This is a genomic window from Aminobacter sp. AP02, assembly GCF_003148805.1.
Lineage (GTDB): Bacteria > Pseudomonadota > Alphaproteobacteria > Rhizobiales > Rhizobiaceae > Aminobacter.
Genome location: NZ_QGGX01000001.1, coordinates 339,209 through 355,453, shown reverse-complemented (window position 1 = coordinate 355,453; position 16,245 = coordinate 339,209). Strand labels below are relative to the sequence as shown.

Below are 16,245 nucleotides of genomic sequence, written 5' to 3'. Positions count from 1 at the left end.
TGCACAGGAGGCGACTATGACCAACGAACTTTACGCCGACGGTATCGGCGAAATCACCGTCACCGGATCGATCGTCAGAATCGACCTGATGAGCCTGTCAGCGACTGAACGCGACGAAAAGAACAATCCCAAGGCCGTTTTCCGGCAAAGGATCATCATGCCCGTCGACGCCTTCGCCAACGCGGTCGACCTGATGCAGAAGGCCCTTGGCGGCCTTGTCGAAGCCGGTGCAGTCCGGCGCATTTCCGACGCGCCTAAGGTCGGCGACGCCGGAGGCACGATCAAGACCGAGGCGCAGTCCACGAACGCATCCCCCAACTTCAATTGACTGGCGGCAAAGAAAGTCCCTCGGCCTTCTGGACGCAACCATGAGCACAGATCCGCACACCGGTCTTCAATGCCTGGCCTACATCGCCAGGCATCACGGCATCGACCTTGCGCCCGAGCGGCTGATGCATGACTACGCGGTGACGGACAAGCCGGTCGCCAACCAGCAATTGCTTCGGATGGCGAAGGACGCGGGGCTGCGTGCGCGCCAGGCCACGCTTTCATGGGCGTCGCTGATCCAGCTCGGGGATGCATACCCAGCGCTGGCCCAGCTCGACAACGGCAATTGGGTGGTGATCGCCGGCATCAGTGCCGGCGGGCTCGGCGAGCCTTCGATTGTCCACGTGCTTGACCCGCTGGCGCACCGCCCCGAAGAGCTGCTGTTGACGCAAGAGCAGTTCGCCAAATGCTGGCACGGCACGGTCATCTTGGCGAAGCGCAATTTCAGCCTTTCGGACCCCAACCAACCGTTCGGATTTCGCTGGTTCATCCCGGAACTCGTGCGTCAGCGGTCCATGTTCATCGACGTCGCGATCGCCGCCTTCGTGCTCTACGCGCTGGGCCTGGCGATGCCGATCTTTTTCCAGCTCGTCATCGACAAGGTGCTTGTGCACGAGACGTATGCGACGCTTACGGTACTGACCATCGGGATAGGCATCGCGCTGATCTTCGACGCAGGCTTCGGCTTCCTGCGCCGGTATCTGTTGCTCTACGCCACCAATAAGATCGACATCAGGGTGGCGACCCGCACATTCGGGCATCTTCTCAACCTACCGATCGCGCTGTTTGAACAGGCATCCGCCGGCGTGCTGGTCAAGCACATGCAGCAGACCGGCCGCATACGCGAATTCCTGACGGGGCGGCTCTTCCTCACGCTTCTCGATGGACTGTCGCTGCTGGTGTTTTTGCCGGTATTGCTCCTCTACAGCGTCAAGCTGACGCTTGTAGTGCTCGGCTTCGCCGCCCTTGTCGGCCTGACGGTGATGATGCTCGTCCGCCCGTTCCAGGAGCGGCTCCAGGCGCTCTACCAGGCTGAGGGCGAACGGCAGGCGTTGCTCGTCGAAACCGTCCACGGCATGCCGACGGTCAAATCGCTGGCGCTCGAGCCGCGGCAGCGCCGTGTCTGGGACGATCGCTCCGCTGAGTCCATTTCCGTGCGTTTCCGGGTCGAAAAGATCTCCGCCGTCGCGCAGTCCCTGACGGGGCTCCTCGAAAAGCTGATGAGTGTCGCCATTATCGGACTGGGCGCTCTCGACGTGTTCTCCGGTACACTGACGATTGGCGCGCTGGTCGCGTTCAACATGCTGGCCGGTCGGGTCTCCGGCCCACTGGTGCAGATCGTGACGATGGTTCACGAATACCAGGAAGTAGCGCTTTCCGTCCGTATGCTGGGCGAGGTCATGAACCAGCGGCCCGAGCAACATGGACGCGGACGCGGCCTGCGGCCCGACCTGCAGGGCCAGATCGAGTTCGACAACGTCTCGTTCCGCTACGGTACCGATGGCGCACCCGCGCTCGACGCCGTGTCGTTTTCCGTTCCCGCAGGGTCGGTGTTCGGGATCGTCGGCAAGAGCGGTTCAGGCAAGACCACCGTTACGCGGCTTATCCAGGGTCTCTACCCGATCCAGCAGGGGCTCGTTCGGATGGACGGCTTCGACAGCCGCGAGATCGATCTAGTCCATCTGCGCAAGAGCATCGGCGTCGTGCTGCAGGATAGCTTCCTGTTTCGCGGCACGGTGAGGGACAACATCGCGGCCGCCAAGCCGGATGCCACGCTGGAGGAAATCGCGACCGCCGCGCGCTTGGCCGGCGCAGAAGAATTCATTGAAAGGCTGTCTCGCGGATTCGAGACCAAACTCGAGGAAAACGCCTCCAACCTGTCCGGCGGGCAGAAGCAGCGCCTGGCCATCGCCCGCGCGCTGATTACAAATCCCCGACTGCTCATCCTCGATGAGGCGACAAGCGCGCTTGACCCCGACAGCGAGGCAATCATCCGACAGAATTTGCGGCAGATCGCCCTTGGGCGGACGGTCGTCATCGTGTCGCATCGCCTTTCCACGCTGGCCGACGCTGACGCTATCCTGGTGATCGAGCGCGGCAAGGTCGCCGATATGGGTCGCCATGATCAGCTGCTCTCGCGCTGCATGACTTACCGGCACCTGTGGAGCCAGCAGACGAGGCAGGTCGCATGAGCGCGCTTCCGCAGAGGCAACCACAAACGCCCGCACTGCCGGCGAACCGGAATGAACGTGCAGTCATCCCGGTGCGTACGCTTCCGGTCATCATCTCTGAGTTCCAGCCTGACGCTGTGGAACTCGAGGAACGGGCGCCGCCGAGGATCGCGCGGCTTGCCCTTTACGGCGTCACGCTTCTGATCGTCGCCGCCGTGGCATGGGCATCGCTTGCCTCGATCGACGAGATCGTGGTTGCGCCGGGCCGGCTGATCACCAAACAACCGACCATCATCGTTCAGCCGCTGGAAACCTCGATTATCCGATCCATCGATGTGGCCGCCGGCGATGTCGTCCGTGCCGGACAGACGCTGGCGACTCTCGATCCGACCTTCAGCCAGTCCGATGTGGACCAGCAGCGGGCAAAGTTCATCGCCCTCGACGCACAGGTAAAACGCATCGACGCCGAACTCGCCGGTGCCGATTATTCGAAAATGGCCGGCAGCGCTCCCGACGAACAACTGCAGGTCGAACTTTTCGGCCAGCGACGCGCCTTCCTCATGGCCCAGTTGCAGAACTTCGATCAGCAGATCGCCGGACAGGAATCGACGATCACCACGGCGAAAGGCCAAGAGGTGGTCCTGAAGGAACGGCTCGACAATCTCGTCGAGATAGAAAGGGCCCGCGAAAAGCTCTACGAACAGGACTTCGGCTCGCGGCTCAATCTGCTAAGCTCGCGCGATGCGCGCCTAAGCGTCGACGCCAGCTTGGCGCAGCTACAAGGCGGCGCAGTTGCTGCGGAGCATACGCTCGCTAAGCTCCGGGCGGACCGACAGGCCTTCATCGAGGATTTCCGCCGCACCTCGATGGAACGCCTGGTTGAATTGCGGAGCCAGCTCAGCACCGTGGGCGAAGAGCTCAAGAAAATGGAGCTGCGCCGCACCATGGTGTCGCTGACAGCACCCGCAGACGCGGTGGTGCTCGACCTTGCCGCTCGCTCGATCGGCTCGGTGGTGCGTGAGGCCGAGCGCATCATCACCCTCGTACCGTTGAACGTGCCGCTGGAGGCCGAGGTTTCCGTCAATGCGCGTGATATCGGCAGGGTCAAGGCCGACGACGAGGTGCGTATCAAGTTCGATGCCTATCCGTTCCAGAAATTCGGCACCGCCACCGGCGCCATCCGCACGATCAGCCGCGACGCCTTCACACCCGACCCACAGTCCGGCACCACCCAGACCGCAGCGCTTCCGTTCTTCAGGGCCCTCATTCCTGTTTCAGGCATGCAATTGGACGCGCCCCTGCAGCCGGTGCGGCTTCTTCCGGGTATGACCGTGACCGCGGAGATCAAGGTTGGGCGGCGAACCGTGATTTCATACTTCCTCTACCCGCTGATCCGCGGTCTCGACGAGAGTATCCGCGAGCCATAGAGGTTGCTCCGACAGGTTGCTGTCCAGGCTGCCGAACTTGTACACACATCGGTTCGTAACGCCGTGTTTAAGCCCCTGCAGAACGAAGCTTGCTGGGTAGCACTTTGAAGTGGTCCCGAAAGCTCTTCGAAAAATGCGATGACGAGACGAAGCCGCAGGCGACCGCGACGTCCATGATCGGCATCGCGGTCGCCTCGATCAACTGCCGCGCCTTGACAAGCCTGAGCGTGAGATAATGCTGCCACGGCGTCGTCGAGAGATGGCGTTCAAACAGTCGCTCGATCTGGCGGCGCGAGAGCGACACCTTGGAGGAAATCTCTTCCAGGGATAGTGGGTCTTCGATGTTCTTTTCCATCAATTGCAGGATGCGTAAAAGCTTCTTGCCGGTGCTGCCATAGCGCAGCCCCGGCGGCACCGACTGGCAGCTCGCACCATCCCGCCAGCGGTCGGCGGTTACATGCTGGCAGATGCTGCGCGCGAGCTCTGTGCCGCAGCGCTCCTGGACGATGTCGATGGCAAGGTCGAAGGCGGCAAGCTCGCCGGCGCAGGTGACGATCTGGCCGTCACGCACGAACAGCGCGTCGTCGATGGCGAGGTCGTAGAAGCTCTCCGACAGCGCCGCCATCTTGCCCCAGTGGATGGTGCATCTGATGTCGCCGAGCAGGCCGGCATCGGCCAGCAACCAGGTCGCGGTGCCCAGCGCATAGACCGGCAGCTGCGCCCTGGCGAGGCGGCGCAGGCAGGCGCGCAGCTCGTGCGAGCCGTGGCGCTCCACTCCTTCGCCGGCGCAGATCGCCATCGCCGCCTGCGGTTCGAACGGCAAGGTCTTGGCCGCCTCGGCGCAGCTGCCCGAGACCTCGACCGAAATGCCGCTGGCGCTGGCCACCGAGCAGCCGTCGAGGCTGACGAGCTTCCAGCGAAACAGCTCGGTGCCGGCCAGTGCGTTGGCCACCCGCAGCGGCTCGACCAATGACGACAGGCAGAGCTGCGAAAAGCCCTGCAGCAGAAGTATCGAGAACTCGGCCGACACCTGCGGCAGGGGCTGTCGCGGCTGAGCAGCCCGCGCACCCGACCAACAGGCCCCGATGTTGAAGACCGTGTGCTTGCTCGGTGCGTTCATGTGACCCTCCCGGCACGCAGCAATGGGAGGAGGTCTGCTCCACCGACATTGCCGCCCGAGTCACAAATTCGCAAAAAATAACACAAAATGCAACATTACAATTTTTGGGCGACGCAAGGACCGCAGACCACGGCTCAGCTTTCGATGGTTGCCACCGGCGCGGTCATGCGCATCAGCCAGTCGCGGAATGCTATCACCTTCGGTGTCTTCGCCTTCTGTGGTGTGGCGAGGAACCAGTAGGAGCCGGCGCCCTGCAGGCGCCGTTCGAATGGCGCGACGAGGAGGCCGGCGGCCAGTTCGCGTTCGATCAACGCCGTACGGCCGAGTAAGACGCCCTTGCCTTCGATGGCGGCGCGGATGCCCATGATCGACTGGTCGAAGAACGAGCCGGCGGACGTGTCGATGCCTGTGACGCCGACATGGGCTAGCCAGGTGTCCCAGTCCTCGTCATAGCCGGGCACATGCAGCAAGTCGCCGGCCTTCAGATCCTCGGGCGAACGTAGCGTTTGGGCATATCGCGGCGTGCACACGGGAAAGGTCTCGTCGCGAAGCAAGAGTGTAGCCTCGCGCTTCGGCCAGTTGCCCCAGCCGAACTCGATTGCCGCATCGACCTTGCCCTCTCCATGATCGAGTGCGGTCAGCCTTAGGTCGATATTCGGGTACTGGGAGCGAAACAGGTCGAGCCGGGGTGCGATCCACTGGCTGGCAAACGAGGTCGGGACATGCACGACCAGCATTTCGCGGGTGCCGCGCCCGGCGAGCTTGGCGGTCGCCTGGTCGATCATCGCAAAGGCGCGGCCAAGTTCCTCGGCATAGAGGCGGCCGCGGTCAGTAAGGCGGACGCCATTGGCGTGGCGGTCGAAAAGTTCCTTGCCAAGGCGCAGTTCCAGAGCCCGGATATGCTGGGAAACCGCCGAAGCAGTGACATTGAGCGCGCTCGCCGCTGCGGCAAAGCTGCCCATGCGCGCTGCAGCCTCAAACGCCCGGAGCCAGTTCAGTGGAGGTCGGGCAGTTGCCATGGCACCATTAGTTTTTCTTGGCCTCCCCCCAAGGTAATCGCGTTTGCCGCAGCAGACAAGAACAATTCTAATCTGTCTCAAACAAGCACTGGGAGGCGCTGCGATGAACGTTCACTGGCTCAATGGTTACCGGCCCGGTCATGGTCTGCCACGCGCGTTCTACACTGATCCGGAGATATTCGCCGAGGAGCAGGCGCGCATATTCCGCAACAGCTGGTTCTTCGCCGGTCATTCGGTGGAGCTACCCAAGTCGGGCGACTACATGACGCTCGACGTTGGCGGCGCCCCGGTGGTGGTGGTACGCGACCGCGACGGCAAGGTGCACGCCCACCACAATGTCTGCCGCCATCGCGGCTCGATCATCTGCACCAAGGAAAAGGGTAAGGCGGCACGGCTTGTCTGCCCCTACCACTCCTGGTCCTACGCCCATGACGGCCAGTTGATCGGCGCGCCCATGATGGGCGAGGATTTCGACAAGCAGGCCCACGGCCTGAAGCGGGCGCATGCCGAGGAGTTTGACGGGCTGATCTTCGTCAACCTGTCGGAGACCCCTTCCCCGTTCGATGAGTTGCGCGACCACCTGTCGCCGATCCTGAAATCGCAGGGCATGGCCAAGGCCAAGATCGCGCTGATCCGCGATTACGAACTCGACGTGAACTGGAAGATCGTCGTCGAGAACAACCGCGAGTGCTACCACTGCGAGGCCAACCACCAAGGCTATGTCTCGGTGCAGTACGACAGCGAGAACGACAATCCCGATCTCAAGGACGAGATCGCCGAGCGGCTGGGCGACTGCCGCATCCGCTGGGAAAAGGCAGGGCTCGACACTGCCCGCGTCAACACCTCCTCCAACAACACCTCCGAATGGTTCCGTGCCAACCGCACCCCGGTGCGCAAGGGCATGGTCACTGAAAGCCCCGACGGGCAGCTCGTGTGCGACGTGCTGATGGCCGGCTTCACCGATCCCGACATGGGCACCGCACGTGCCAACACCAACATCAACTTCTGGTGCCACGCCAACTCCGACTATGCCCACACCGTGCGCATCACGCCGGTGTCGCCGACGAAAACCATCGTGCGCGGCTACTGGCTTGTCGACGAGAACGCCGTCGAGGGTCGTGACTACGATCCCGAAAAGATCGCCGCCTTCCACCACGAAGTCATGTCGGAAGATTGGGAGATCTGCCGCCGCCAGTGGATCGGCATCACCTCGCCCGGTTTCGAACCCGGTCCCTATTCGCCGACCAAGGAAGCCAACGTGGACCGATATGTCAGGTGGTACGCGAGCCAGATGACGGCGTAGGCCGCACCTACATCCCCCCTTGTGCGGAGGGACCGAGAGTGAGGGGGCTATCATGCTCTCCTCCTAGTCAGGTGGTACCGGCAGGCACCATCTCCGCCATGAACCCCATCCTCCCGGGACGGTGCGAAAAATGCTTTCCAGGCCGGAAATCCTCCTGCAGGTCGCCGAGATCAAGGCGATGACGCCGCGCGTCTCGGCCTACCGGCTGGTGTCGCCCCATGGCGAACGCCTGCCGGCCTGGAGCGCGGGCGCGCATCTCAACTTCCGCCTGCCGAGCGGTCGGGCGCGCTGCTATTCGCTGTGCGGCGACTCCGCCAGTTCGGCCGAATACTGGGTGGCCGTCCAACGCGAGGAGCACGGCGAAGGCGGTTCGCTCGAGGTGGCCGAGACCTTCGCGCGCGGCGTGGTGGTGCGTGCCGATCCGCCGCGCAACGGGTTTCCGCTCGCGGCTGATGCGAAGCACCAAGTGCTGATCGCGGGTGGCATCGGCATTACGCCCATCGTCGCGATGATCCATCACCTCCGCCGCAGCAAGGCGACCTACGCTGTCCATGTCTGCGCCCGCTCGCTGAAGGAGGTGGCGTTTCGCGACCTGATCCAGGCGGAGGTCGCGGCCGGACGCGCGGCACTGCATCTCGACGGCAACGATCCGGCGCGACGGCCCGACCTGGCTGCAATGATCGGAGCCCCGACCGACGGCACGCATGTCTATGCCTGCGGTCCGGCCGGCCTGCTCAAGGCCTTCGCCCGCGCTACCGAAAGCTGGCCGCGGGAGCGGGTCCATGTCGAAGGCTTCGCGCCCGAGGCGAGGCAGAGCGAAGGCGACCGGCCCTTCGACGTCACCATCGCCTCGACCGGCAAGACCATCCACGTTCCCGCCGGTACGACCCTGCTCGCAGCGCTGAAGGCCGCCGGCCACGACATCGCGACCAGCTGCCGGCAGGGAATCTGCGGATCGTGCATGGTTCCTTACAGCGACGGCGAACCAGACCATCGCGACCAGGCGCTGAGCGACGACGAGCGCCGCGAATTCCTCACCGTCTGCTGCTCGCGAGCTCGCTCGCCGGGCCTGACCCTCGATCTCTGAACAAGAACAGCAATACCTCGCGCGACGCGAGGCCAGTCCTGAAAGGCCAACATGTCCAAGCTTCCCTCGCACGCCCGGATCGTCATCGTCGGCGGCGGCGCCATCGGCACCTCCATCGCCTATCACCTTGCCAAGATGGGCGAGAAGGACGTGCTGCTGGTCGAAAAGAACCAACTCACCGCCGGCTCGACCTGGCATGCCGCCGGCCTGATGGGCCAGCTGCGCAGCAAGGTGAACCTGACCCGCCTGATGCAATACAGCGCCGACCTTTGCGCCAAGATCGGCGCCGAGACCGGCCAGGATGTCGGCTGGAAGAACGTCGGTAGCCTGCGTCTCGCCGCCTCCGACGCACGCTGGGAGGAACTCAAGCGCGCGCACACCGCCGCCAAGAGCTACGGCTTCGACATGGAGCTGGTCGGTCCCGACGAGGTGAAGCGGCTGTTCCCGCTCGTCGACACCAAGGATCTGCGCGGCGCGACCTGGATCGCTTCCGACGGCCACGTCGACCCCTATTCGCTGACCCACGCCTACGCCAAGGGGGCGCGCACTGCCGGCGTGCGCATCGTCGAGGGCATCACCGTCACCGGCTTCGCCATCAAGGACCGCCGCATCACTGCGGTGAAGACCGCGGAGGGTGACGTCACCTGCGAAATCGTCGTCAATGCCGCGGGTCTGTGGGCGCGCCAGCTCGGCGAACTCGCCGGCATCGACCTGCCGATCACTGTCGTCGAGCACGAATATTTCGTCACCGAGAAGTCGCCGATGGTGCCGGACGACCTGCCGACGCTGCGCGACCCCGACGCCAATTTCTACGTCAAGCCGGAGCCGGGCGCGATGGCGATCGGCGGCTGGGAAAAGGAAACGCGCGCTGCCTACGGGCTCGGCAAGCTGCCGATGAGCTTTGGCCAGGAGCTGTTCCCCGACGACCTGGAGCGTATCTCCGAAGTGATCGAGGGTGCTGCCAACCGGATCCCGATCCTGAGCGAACTCGGCGTACGCGCCGTGGTCAACGGCCCGATCCCGATCTCGGCCGACGGCGAGCCGGTGATGGGCCTTGCCGGCGACTACGAGAATTTCTTCGTCGCCTGCGGCTTCACCTCTGGCATCGCGGCCTCCGGTGGCGCCGGCCGCGCCATGGCCAATTGGATCGTCGAAGGCGACCCGGGCATGGACCTGTGGGCCTTCGACCTGCGCCGCTTCGGCCACCCACATGGCGGCCTCGCCTATCTCAGGGACAGCGCCATCGAGGCCTATTCCAAATATTACGCCATCGCGTGGCCGGAGGAGGAACGCTCGGCCTGCCGGCCGCTGCGCCGCTCGCCGCTCTACCAGACCTTGACCGCCCAGGGCGCTATCAACGGCGTCAAGTTCGGCTGGGAGCGGCCGAACTATTTCCTGAAGCCGGGCGAAACCAAGCCGCCGCTCGAAACTTTCGAGCGCGCGCCCTATGCCGGGGTCATCGGCCGCGAGCACAAGATCGTGCGCGAGGGCGTGGCGCTGGTCGACCAGTCGTCCTTCTCCAAGTTCGAGGTGTCCGGCCTCGGCGCGCTCGCCTATCTGCAGTGGCTTGCGGCAGCCAATGTCGACAAGGGCGACAACGCAGTCATCTACACACAGCTGCTCAACAAGCGCGGCGGCATCGAGGCCGATCTCACCATCATGCGCCGTGGCGAACAGAGGTTCCATGTCGTCACCGGTTCTGCCTTCGGCACCCGCGACGGCGGCTGGATCCGCCGCCACATGCCACGCGACGGCTCGGTGTCGGTGCATGACGTGACCGGCACCTACGGGGTCATCAATCTCTGCGGCCCGCTGGCGCGCGAGGTGCTGGCCAAGGTCAGCGAGCACGACGTTTCCAACGAGGCCTTCCCCTACATGACTTGCCGCGAGATCCGCGTCGGCTGGGCGCCGGTCTTCGCCGCACGCGTCACCTATGTCGGCGAACTCGGCTGGGAGCTGCACGTGCCCACCGAATTTATCGCCTATGTCTACGAAGTGCTGCGCGAGGCGGGAGCCCCGTTCGGCATCGCCGATGTCGGCTACAAGGCGATCTCCAGCCTGCGCATGGAAAAGCGTTATCTCTACTGGGGCGCCGACATCACCCCCGACGACACGCCGCTCGAAGCCGGCCTCGGCTTTGCGGTCGCGATGAAGAAGGGCGATTTCCAGGGCCGCGACGCGCTTGCCGCCCAGAAGGAGGGTGGCGTTTCCCGCAAGCTCGCCTGTTTCAGGCTCGACGAGCCGCTGTCGGTCTATGGCGGCGAGGCGATGTCGGTGAACGGCCGCGTCGTCGGCATGACCACCAGCGGCGATTTCGGCCACACGGTCGGTTCGTCACTCGTGTTCGGCTATCTCAAGGGCGACGACATGGGCCTCAAGGAGATCGAGGTCGAGGCTTTCGGCCGACGCTCCCGCGCGACGGTGGTGGAACGCTGCGTCTACGATGCGGCGGGCGAGCGCGTCCGGCTTTGATGTGGTCGCAAGTTGCAGGTGCCACATATTGCAACATCTGCTTGCCAATGTGACGGCATTGCCGCCACATTGGCCCCATGTCCGACTCGCAGAACCACAAGGCGCTCGCGCCGCGCCGCCACGATGAAATCCTGAGGCGCCTGGCCGCTGACGGCTCGGTCGGCATCACCGAGCTTGCCGCCTTCTTCGACTTGTCGCGGGAGACCATCCGCCGCGACATGAAGTTCCTGGCCGAGCGCGGCCAGCTCGATCTTGTCCATGGCGGAGCTACGCTGTTTGAGGCGACCGAACCGGCATTGAACGAGCGCAGTCAGGAAAACGCGGCGGGCAAGGCGGCGATTGGCCGGGCAGCGGCGGCACTCGTCGAGGACGGCATGGTGGTGTTCCTCGATTCCGGCACCACCACCCTTGCCGTCGCCCATGCTCTATCAGGCAAGCAGAACCTGACTGTCTGCACCACCAGCCTGACGATCGCGCTGCACATGTGCCGCCAGCCCAATGTGCGCGTCCACATGCTGGGCGGCGAGATCGACCCGTCGGAGGAGGCAGCGGTCGGCATCGACGCTCTCGACGCCATCGGCCGCTTCCGCATCGACGTCGCCTTCCTCGGCGGCGGCGCGCTGTCGCCTGACGGCGAGATCACCGACTTCACCCGCAACGGTGCCGAGCAGCGCTCTCGCATGGCCGCCACGGCCGCCCGAGCCTATTTCGTGCTCGACAGCTCGAAGTTCGGCAAGTTGACGCCGCTGCGCATTCAGCGCTTCGAACTGGCCGCCGGCGTCATCGTCGACGCCCCTCCCGCGCCAGCCATGGTCGACTCCCTGGAACGTAAGGGACCGAAGGTGATCGTCGGGGTGTAACCGGACGGATCGGCGAGACGGCAAACGCTGCCGCCTCGCCTGCCTGTCAGCGATCAGGTCAGCTTCCGCCGCCGCTCCAATTCGGCGTCCGTCGGCGTTTCGAACTCGAACGATCCGGTGACGATGTCGCCGTCGCGGACGTATTTGTTGACCACAACGCCCGTGCCCGAAACCTTCGAAGACACCAGCTTCAGCGCGGACGGCATGGCGGCATCGCCGAACAGCCGCTTGCCCTTGCCCAGCACCAGCGGGAAGATCGAGATGTTGAGCTCGTCGACCAGGTCGTTGGCAAGCAGCGTCTTGAGGAAGTCGGTCGAGCCCTGGGTCAAAAGGTCGGGCCCATTTTCCGATTTCAGCTTGCGCACGGCGGCGACGGCGTCTGCGCCGAGCGAGTGGCTGTTCTGCCAACCGAGCTTCAGGTCCGGGTTGCGCGTCGCGACAAATTTGTTGATGCGGTCGAACAGCGGGCCGATGGGATCGTCGGCGTCGACATAGGGCCAGTGCGCGGCGAAGATGTCCCAGGTCTTGCGCCCGAGCAGGAGGTCGAATGGCCGGGCGAACATCTCACCCACAGCCTCGGTCATCGTCTCGTCGAAATAGGGCGCGCCCCAGCCGCCGTATTTGAAGCCACCGATCGGATCCTCCTCCGGTCCGCCCGGCGCCTGCATGACGCCGTCGAGGCTCATGAATGCACCCACCACGATCTTTCTCATGTCGTACTCCTTCATCGCCCCGAGGCTGCTCCACGTCTTGAAGACGTTCGACGGCGACCCGTTCCGACAGGGTGGCGAAAATTTCTGGCTGCCAGCATGTGCGATGTGACGCATGTGATTATTTGTTGCAACTAATGTTGCATTTTGTTGCGACGGCGATATGGTGACGACCATCACCCTTGGGAGGTCTCTTCATCATGGCGCAGGAATTCCCGACGCAGGCACGCGTCGTCATTGTCGGCGGCGGCATCATTGGCTGCTCGGTCGCCTATCACCTGACAAAACTCGGCTGGACCGATGTCGTTCTGCTCGAACAGGGCCAGCTCAGCGGTGGCACCACCTGGCACGCAGCCGGCCTCGTCGGCCAGTTGCGCGCGCATGCCAACATGACGAGCCTGATCAAATATTCGACCCAGCTCTACAGCGAGCTCGAGGCCGAGACCGGACTCGCCACCGGCTGGAAGAACTGCGGCTCGCTCTCGGTCGCCCGCAGCGCCGACCGTATGACGGTGTTGAAGCGCACCGCCGCTTCGGCGCGCGCGCAGGGCGTCGACATCGAGGTGATTTCGGCCAAGGAGGCGCAAGAGCTGTGGCCGGTCATGGCGATCGACGATCTCGTCGGCGCCGTCTGGCTGCCGGGCGACGGCAAGGCCAATCCTACGGATCTCACCCAGTCGCTCGCCAAGGGCGCGCGCAACCGCGGGGCGCGGGTCATCGAGCGCGTTCGCGTCACCGGCATCAAGACCAAGGACGGCCGGGCGACCGGAGTTTCCACCGACAAGGGCGACATCGCAGCCGAGATCGTGGTCAACTGTGCCGGCCAGTGGGCGCGCAAGGTCGGTGCGATGTGCGGCGTGACTGTTCCTCTGCATTCGGCCGAGCACATGTACATCGTGACAGGCAAGATGGAGGGCGTGCACCCCGACTTGCCTGTAATGCGCGACCCCGACGGCTACATCTATTTCAAGGAAGAGGTCGGTGGCCTGGTCATGGGCGGCTTCGAGCCCGAGGCCAAGCCATGGGGCATGAAGGGTATCCCCGACGATTTCGAATTCGCGCTTTTGCCCGACGACTGGGACCAGTTCGAGATCCTGATGCAGAACGCGCTGGTGCGCGTGCCGCAGCTGGAAACGACAGAGGTCAAGAAATTCTATAACGGGCCCGAGAGCTTCACTGCAGACAACAACTTCATCCTCGGTGAGGCACCCGAGCTCAAGAACTTCTTCGTCGGCGCCGGCTTCAATTCGATGGGCATCGCCAGTGCAGGCGGAGCCGGACGGGCGCTGGCCGAATGGATCGTCAACGGTGCTGCGACCATGGATCTGTGGCCAGTCGACATCAGGCGTTTTGCCGGCTTCAACAACAACCCGCGCTGGCTGCACGACCGCGTCAAGGAAACGCTCGGCCTGCATTATGCCATGCCTTGGCCGAACCGCGAGCTGGACACCGCCCGCCCCTTCCGGCGCTCGGCGCTGTATGACCGGCTCGCCGCCAAGGGCGCCTGCTTCGGCTCGAAGATAGGCTGGGAGCGCGCCAACTGGTTTGCCGCTGCGGGCGAGAAGCCGGAGACCGAATATTCCTTCGGCCGCCAGAACTGGCATGGCGCCGTGCAACGCGAGATGAAGGCGACCCGCGAGGCAGCCGGCATCTTCGACCAGACCTCGTTCGCCAAGGTCATGGTGCAGGGCCGCGATGCGGCCACCGTGCTCAACCGCATCTGCGCTGCCGACATCGACGTCGAGATCGGCCGCTCCATCTACACCGGCCTGCTCAACGAGCGCGGCGGCTACGAGAGCGATCTGACCGTCATGCGCCTCGGCCGCGACAAGTTCCTGATCGTCACCGGTTCGGCTCAGGCCGTGCACGACGCCGACTGGATCTCGAAGAACATCCCCGAGGATGCGCATGTGACGCTGACGGACGTCACCTCGTCCTATGCGGTGCTGGCGCTGATGGGGCCACGTTCGCGCGACATCCTGGCCAAGCTAACCTCGGCGGATCTCTCCAATGCCGGCTTCCCCTTCGCCACAATCCGCGAGATCGACATCGGCTATGCCACCGCCTATGCCAACCGCATGACCTATGTCGGCGAGCTTGGCTGGGAGCTGATCGTGCCGACCGAGTTCGCCGTCGGCGTCTACGAGGCGTTGCATGAGGCGGGTCGCGAGCACGGACTGGCCGACTGCGGCTACTACGCGCTCGAGGCGCTGCGCATCGAGAAGGGCTTCAGGGCGTGGAGCCGCGAACTCACCCCTGACATCAACCCCTACGAGGCCGGCCTCGCCTTCGCCGTGTCGATGGACAAGCCTGGCGGCTTCATCGGCAAGGAGGCGCTGGTCGCCGCCAAGGCCAAGGGCAAGCTCACCCGCCGCATCGTGCAGTTCACGCTCGACGATGCGGCCCCCATGCTCTGGGGCGGCGAGCTGATCCTGCGCAACGGCAAGCCGGTCGGCGAGGTGCGCTCGGCGTCATACGGACACACGCTTGGCCGCTCGGTGGCGCTTGGACTGCTCGACCATGCCGAGGGCGTCGACAAGGATTTCATCGAGAGTGGCCGCTTCGAGATCGACCTTGCCGGCGAACGCCACTCCGCGACCGCCCATCTCAAGGCGCCCTACGATCCGAAATCGGATCGGGTGAGGGCCGACAGCACGGAACTGAGCGAAGCAGCCTGATCATTCACCAGACCCCTCCCCCGACTGCCCCTCCCTCTACGGGAGGGGCTTTTCTTTGGCGTCAGGCTTCCGCCAGCTTCAGCATGGCGATGCCGCCAAGCACGGCAACGACACCGCCTAGCTTCAATGCCCCAAGCGTCTCGCCAAACAAAACAACGCCCATGACGACGGTGCCCGCAGCGCCGATCCCCGTCCAAACCGCATAGGCAGTGCCGACGGGCAGCGCTTCCAGAACCTTGCCGAGCAGGTAGACGAAAGCTGCAAGCAGCAGCACCGAGGCAATTGACCAGCCGAGGCGCGTGTAACCCTCCGCGTATTTTATCGACACGGCCCAGCCGACATCGAGAACACCGGCCACCACCAGCAGGCTCCAGGCAAGTCCCTGGTTCATGCTCAGGCCGCGACCTTCATGCCTTCGGCATGCATCGCCTCGCGCACTTTGGGCCGCGCGCCGACGCGATTCATGTAAGCACGCAGCTTGGGGAAGGCCGAGAGATCGACCTTGGCGTAGCCGGACCAGCCGACGATGGTGAAGAGATAGGCGTCGGCGACGGTGAAGGTGTTGCCCATGAGCCAGGGACCGCTGCCTTCCAAGTGCCGTTCGACATAGGCGAGACGCTCGGCGATCTTGGCGCGCGCCACCTCCTGCGCCGGGACGCCATATTCGGGGTGGAACAGCCACGGGCTGTACATCTTGTGAAGTTCGGTTGCGACGAAGTTGAGCCAGGACTGCAGCTGATAGCGTTCGCGCGTTGCTGCTTCCGGCGCGAGCTTCGAGGTCGGCCGCAGGTCGGCGAGGTACTGGACGATCGCCGCCCCCTCGGTCAGCAGCGAACCATCGTCGAGTTCCAGCGCCGGCACATAGCCGTTCGGGTTGACCTTGGTGAAGTCGAGCCCGGCGCCGGTGACGTGCGGCTGCTTGAAGATGTCGACGCGCTCGATGTCGAGCGCAATCCTTGCCTCGAGCGCGACGATGTGGGGCGAAAGCGAGCAGGTGCCGGTGGCGTAGTAGAGTTTCATGATCTGTCCTTTCGGGTTGTCGGCCGTGCGGCCGTTGCTTCCAGGGACAAA

Annotated in this window: 13 protein-coding genes; 8 read left to right on the top strand and 5 right to left on the bottom strand. The window is 64.3% G+C overall.

Going from position 1 to position 16,245, the window contains the following annotated elements; genetic code table 11:
• Positions 1–16 precede the first annotated feature (16 nt).
• Genes C8K44_RS01570 through C8K44_RS01560 form a run of 3 tightly spaced genes read left to right on the top strand, consistent with a single transcriptional unit; the run spans position 17 to position 3,925 of the window.
• A complete protein-coding gene (locus C8K44_RS01570; protein WP_109573984.1) occupies positions 17–328 on the top strand; it encodes a hypothetical protein in 312 nt (103 codons plus the stop codon).
• Between the two features lie 40 nt (positions 329–368).
• On the top strand, positions 369–2,519 hold the full coding sequence (locus C8K44_RS01565; protein WP_109573983.1) for a peptidase domain-containing ABC transporter: 2,151 nt from the start codon (positions 369–371) through the stop codon (positions 2,517–2,519).
• Positions 2,516–3,925 carry an HlyD family type I secretion periplasmic adaptor subunit gene (locus C8K44_RS01560; protein ID WP_109573982.1) on the top strand — a complete coding sequence of 470 codons (1,410 nt, stop codon included), beginning with the start codon at positions 2,516–2,518 and terminating at the stop codon, positions 3,923–3,925. Before C8K44_RS01565 ends, C8K44_RS01560 begins: the two co-directional genes overlap by 4 nt.
• Before the next feature lie 67 nt (positions 3,926–3,992).
• Here the strand turns inward: C8K44_RS01560 and C8K44_RS01555 are convergent, their stop codons facing one another.
• Both C8K44_RS01555 and gcvA read right to left on the bottom strand, forming a co-directional pair.
• A complete protein-coding gene (locus tag C8K44_RS01555; protein WP_109573981.1) occupies positions 3,993–5,045 on the bottom strand; it encodes a GlxA family transcriptional regulator in 1,053 nt (350 codons plus the stop codon).
• Between the two features lie 134 nt (positions 5,046–5,179).
• Positions 5,180–6,064: a transcriptional regulator GcvA gene (gene gcvA, locus C8K44_RS01550; protein WP_109573980.1), complete on the bottom strand. Its 885-nt coding sequence runs from the start codon at positions 6,062–6,064 to the stop codon at positions 5,180–5,182.
• Between the two features lie 103 nt (positions 6,065–6,167).
• On the opposite strand from gcvA, the gene C8K44_RS01545 reads away from it, so the two are divergent.
• From C8K44_RS01545 to C8K44_RS01530, 4 genes are all read left to right on the top strand, one after another.
• Positions 6,168–7,367 (top strand): aromatic ring-hydroxylating dioxygenase subunit alpha, encoded by a 1,200-nt coding sequence (locus C8K44_RS01545; protein WP_109573979.1) that lies wholly within the window; start codon positions 6,168–6,170, stop codon positions 7,365–7,367.
• A gap of 130 nt (positions 7,368–7,497) precedes the next feature.
• Positions 7,498–8,454 (top strand): PDR/VanB family oxidoreductase, encoded by a 957-nt coding sequence (locus C8K44_RS01540; protein ID WP_109573978.1) that lies wholly within the window; start codon positions 7,498–7,500, stop codon positions 8,452–8,454.
• Positions 8,455–8,505: 51 nt separating this feature from the next.
• Positions 8,506–10,926 (top strand): FAD-dependent oxidoreductase, encoded by a 2,421-nt coding sequence (locus C8K44_RS01535; RefSeq protein ID WP_109573977.1) that lies wholly within the window; start codon positions 8,506–8,508, stop codon positions 10,924–10,926.
• 77 nt (positions 10,927–11,003) lie between these two features.
• Positions 11,004–11,786: a DeoR/GlpR family DNA-binding transcription regulator gene (locus C8K44_RS01530; RefSeq protein WP_109573976.1), complete on the top strand. Its 783-nt coding sequence runs from the start codon at positions 11,004–11,006 to the stop codon at positions 11,784–11,786.
• 53 nt (positions 11,787–11,839) lie between these two features.
• Here C8K44_RS01530 and C8K44_RS01525 read toward each other — a convergent pair whose 3' ends face one another.
• Positions 11,840–12,499 carry a dihydrofolate reductase family protein gene (locus tag C8K44_RS01525; protein ID WP_109574066.1) on the bottom strand — a complete coding sequence of 220 codons (660 nt, stop codon included), beginning with the start codon at positions 12,497–12,499 and terminating at the stop codon, positions 11,840–11,842.
• A gap of 197 nt (positions 12,500–12,696) precedes the next feature.
• Between C8K44_RS01525 and C8K44_RS01520 the strand changes: the two genes are divergently transcribed.
• Positions 12,697–15,174 carry an FAD-dependent oxidoreductase gene (locus C8K44_RS01520; RefSeq protein WP_109573975.1) on the top strand — a complete coding sequence of 826 codons (2,478 nt, stop codon included), beginning with the start codon at positions 12,697–12,699 and terminating at the stop codon, positions 15,172–15,174.
• 61 nt (positions 15,175–15,235) lie between these two features.
• Here C8K44_RS01520 and C8K44_RS01515 read toward each other — a convergent pair whose 3' ends face one another.
• Both C8K44_RS01515 and gstA read right to left on the bottom strand, forming a co-directional pair.
• Positions 15,236–15,565: a multidrug efflux SMR transporter gene (locus tag C8K44_RS01515; protein WP_109573974.1), complete on the bottom strand. Its 330-nt coding sequence runs from the start codon at positions 15,563–15,565 to the stop codon at positions 15,236–15,238.
• 2 nt (positions 15,566–15,567) lie between these two features.
• Entirely contained in the window at positions 15,568–16,194 is a 627-nt protein-coding gene (gene gstA / locus C8K44_RS01510) for a glutathione transferase GstA (protein WP_109573973.1), read from the bottom strand.
• Between the last annotated feature and the right edge of the window lie 51 nt (positions 16,195–16,245).